Raw genomic sequence first — 3,641 nt, forward strand, 5'->3', positions numbered from 1 at the left:
ATAGTAATTGGATCGGCAATTATTTTTTCATTATCAAGGATATATGGAAGAATGTTCGTTGAAAAGTTTGTAAATAAAAAGCTTATAGAGAAGTATGAGAATTTGATTAATTCACCTAAAGGTGAAAGTGTAATTTTCTTAATGTTACTACTTCCTTTTTTTCCAGATGATGTTATTAATTTTATAGTTGGTATTAGTAATATGAGTTTCAAGAAATATTTTGTTATACTAATGCTTACTAGACCTTGGGAGATATTACTTGCATCAGCTTTAGGATCTGCAAGTCTAGAGATGCCTTTAGGGGGATGGGGAGTAATTATAATAGTATCTTATTTTATAATTGTTAAGAGTAGTAAAATAGAAGAAAAGTTAACTAAATTAATAAAGAAATAAATAAATGAGGAGCTTGGTATCCGGCGAAGGACAAACCAAGCTCCTCTTTGTTATTAGCACTTTCGTACCAACTGCTAGATTATAATAACATTAAACTGAAAAATAAACAAGGACTTTTTTAGAAATTCTTTAGAATTATTTGAGGTTATTCTTTAGGAATATAAGATATAGTTAGTTTGTAAGGAAAAGATTTCGCTTTTATCGTATAATAGTAAAGTGTTATTAAGAAAGTAAGGAGAAGGACTCATGGAATATAATGTGTTAATTGTTGAAGATGAAAAAGAAATAGCAGATGCTTTAGAAATTTATTTAAAGAGTCAAGGGTATAAGGTATTTAAGGGATACAATGGGTTAGAGGGATTAGAAATTATAAATAATGAAGAAATACATTTAGCTATTGTAGATATTATGATGCCTAAAATGGACGGAATAACTATGACTATGAAGCTTAGAGAAAAATATGATTTTCCTATTATTATGTTATCTGCAAAATCAGAAGAAGTTGATAAGATAATGGGACTTAATATTGGAGCTGATGATTACATAACAAAACCTTTCACTCCTTTAGAATTATTAGCCAGAATTAATTCTCAGTTAAGAAGATACTCTAAATATCTTAAGTTAGCTTCTTCAGGAATTGAAAAAACAAATAGCTATATTATAGGTGGCCTTGAACTTAATATAGATACAGTAGAGCTAACGGTAGATGGTAATTTAGTTAAGCTTACTCCAATTGAATTTAAAATCTTACAATTATTAATGCAAAACCCAGGAAGAGTTTTTTCATCAGAAGAAATATATGAAAGAGTTTGGAATGAGCAAGCAATAAATACTGATACTATTATGGTTCATGTTAGAAATATAAGAGAAAAAATCGAAATCAATCCTAAAAATCCTAAATACTTAAAGGTGGTGTGGGGAGTTGGATACAAAATTGAAAAACAATAAAAAAGGATATATCACTCTTACTATAGTCTTAGTTTTATTATTAATTATGTCAATATCTATAGTATCCTATTATCCAAGGATTAAGGAAATAGTAAGCAATGTAGGAAGAATAATATTAAATGATGAGTATTTCTTCCAAAGGAGTTTATATGAAGGTTCTTATGCTTTATATAAGGATTTAGTAGAGCTTGAAAGTGGTAATGAAGTATCAGCAGACGAAGTATTTATTAAGGAAATAAAAAGCGAACAAAATACTAGTCAATATAATGATGTTAGGCAAAATATTAACTATGAAGTTAATAGATGGGCGAATAAATTTGAAGAAAACTATAAGAATTTAGATTATTATATGCTAAAAAAGGATTCTAACAAAGTAGTTTCCAATACAAATAATAAATTAGGGTTACTTTTAGCAGATAGCATAGATGCTAAACAAAAAGAAGAATTAGAAAATAATTATAGTTTTTATATGGTAGTAAACTTTGATGAGTTTGGTAAAGTTAATATAGTTAAGTCAAAGGGAATAAAAGAAGATACTAAAAGTACTTTTATAAATTTTGATAAAAATAGTATTTTTCAGCTTCCAAGCAACTTAGAAGTAAATGGACTTAAGAATGTATCTGTAGTTTATGGAATACCTGAAGATCTAAGATTTAAAGATGATATCTCAAGGTATACTAATAATTCAGATAAGTATGCTTATGAAAATGTTACTCTTACAATTGGACTAATAGCATATGGAATAGCTTTAATAATTGGATTATTTGCAAGCTTAAAATATCTTATTAGTATAAAACTTATTAATAAAATAGTAAATCTACCATTTGAAATATTAGTCTTTATTATTTCTGTGATAACAGCTTGCATAGCTCTATCACCTGATATAGTTTATTCTACTATAAATAGAGAATGGTTAATAAATGCATTTAATGAACTTGGATTTTCAACAAGCTTTGTTAATCCAGTATTAGATATAGGAAATGTACTATACTGGTTTATTTTATTATTTGCAGCCTTTATAGCTGTCCTTGTAATAAAGAAGATATTTACTAGAGGTTTAATAAACTATATTAAGGAAAATTCTTTAGTAGGTAGAGTAATAAAATTTATTCTAAAGATATTAAAGTGTGTTTATCGTGAACTAATTAATGTAGATTTAAATAATAAGTCTAACAAGATAGTATTAAAAATAGTATCAATAAACTTTATTATACTTTCATTTATGTGTGTAATTTGGTTCTTTGGAATAGGAGCAGCATTAATATATTCAATAGTTTTATTCTTTGTATTAAAAAAATATTTTGAAGATATAAAGGGAAAATATCAAATTTTACTTAAAGCTACTAATAAAATAGCAGAAGGTAATTTAGATGTTACTATAGAAGAAAATCTAGGAGTATTTGAACCAGTAAAAGATGAGCTTGAGAAGATTCAAAAAGGATTTAAAAATGCAGTTGAAGAAGAAGTGAAAAGTCAAAGAATGAAGACTGAACTTATATCAAATGTTTCTCATGACTTAAAAACCCCATTAACTTCAATAATTACTTATATTGATTTATTAAAGGATGAAAATATCAGTAAAGAAGATAGAGAAAAGTATTTAAGCACATTAGAAAGAAAATCACAAAGACTTAAAAATTTAATAGAAGATTTATTTGAAGTAAGTAAAGCTACAAGCAAAAATATTAAATTAGATATAGTTAATGTAGATATTGTATCTTTAATGAAACAAACTCATTTAGAACTTAGCGATAAGATTGAGGAATCATCACTGAAGTTTAAGTGGAATTTGCCAGAACATAAAGTTATTGTACCTTTAGATAGTCAAAAAACTTATAGAATTTTTGAAAACCTACTTATAAATGTAGTTAAATATTCTATGCCTAATTCAAGAGTATTTATAGATATAGTAGATGATGAAAAGGGCGTTTATGTAACCCTAAAGAATATGTCTGCAACTGAAATAGATTTTACTGAGGAAGAGATAATAGAAAGATTTGCTAGGGGAGATAAGTCAAGGAATACTGAAGGATCAGGTCTTGGTCTAGCTATAGCAAAAAGTTTTGTAGAATTACAAGGTGGAAGCTTAAAAATTGAAATTGATGGAGATTTATTTAAGGTAATATTAAAGTTTAATAAATAGAAAAATATTATATAAATTTTGGGAAGAAGGAAGTAATATCAGAAAGACGGTGTAGCAAGTTCAAGTTATACTGTCTTTTTCTTTAGAATTTTCTATATTATAGAAAATTTAGTTGAAAAATATATATTTAATAAATATAATAGGAAGGAGAAAAGTT

General features: G+C 26.3%; 3 protein-coding genes. All 3 read left to right on the forward strand.

The genetic code is table 11. From position 1 onward, the window contains the following. On the forward strand, window positions 1-393 hold a 393-nt coding region (locus E6248_RS14430), incomplete at its 5' end, for a VTT domain-containing protein (RefSeq protein ID WP_316341481.1). 246 nt (window positions 394-639) lie between these two features. Next, entirely contained in the window at window positions 640-1,341 is a 702-nt protein-coding gene (locus E6248_RS14435) for a response regulator transcription factor (protein WP_316341482.1), read from the forward strand. Next, window positions 1,316-3,484: a sensor histidine kinase gene (locus E6248_RS14440; RefSeq protein WP_316341483.1), complete on the forward strand. Its 2,169-nt coding sequence runs from the start codon at window positions 1,316-1,318 to the stop codon at window positions 3,482-3,484. The genes E6248_RS14435 and E6248_RS14440 overlap by 26 nt, the downstream gene beginning before the upstream one ends. The last annotated feature ends 157 nt before the right edge of the window (window positions 3,485-3,641 follow it).

This window comes from Clostridium sp. (assembly GCF_032552055.1).
In the GTDB taxonomy this organism is placed as follows: Bacteria; Bacillota; Clostridia; order Clostridiales; family Clostridiaceae; genus Clostridium.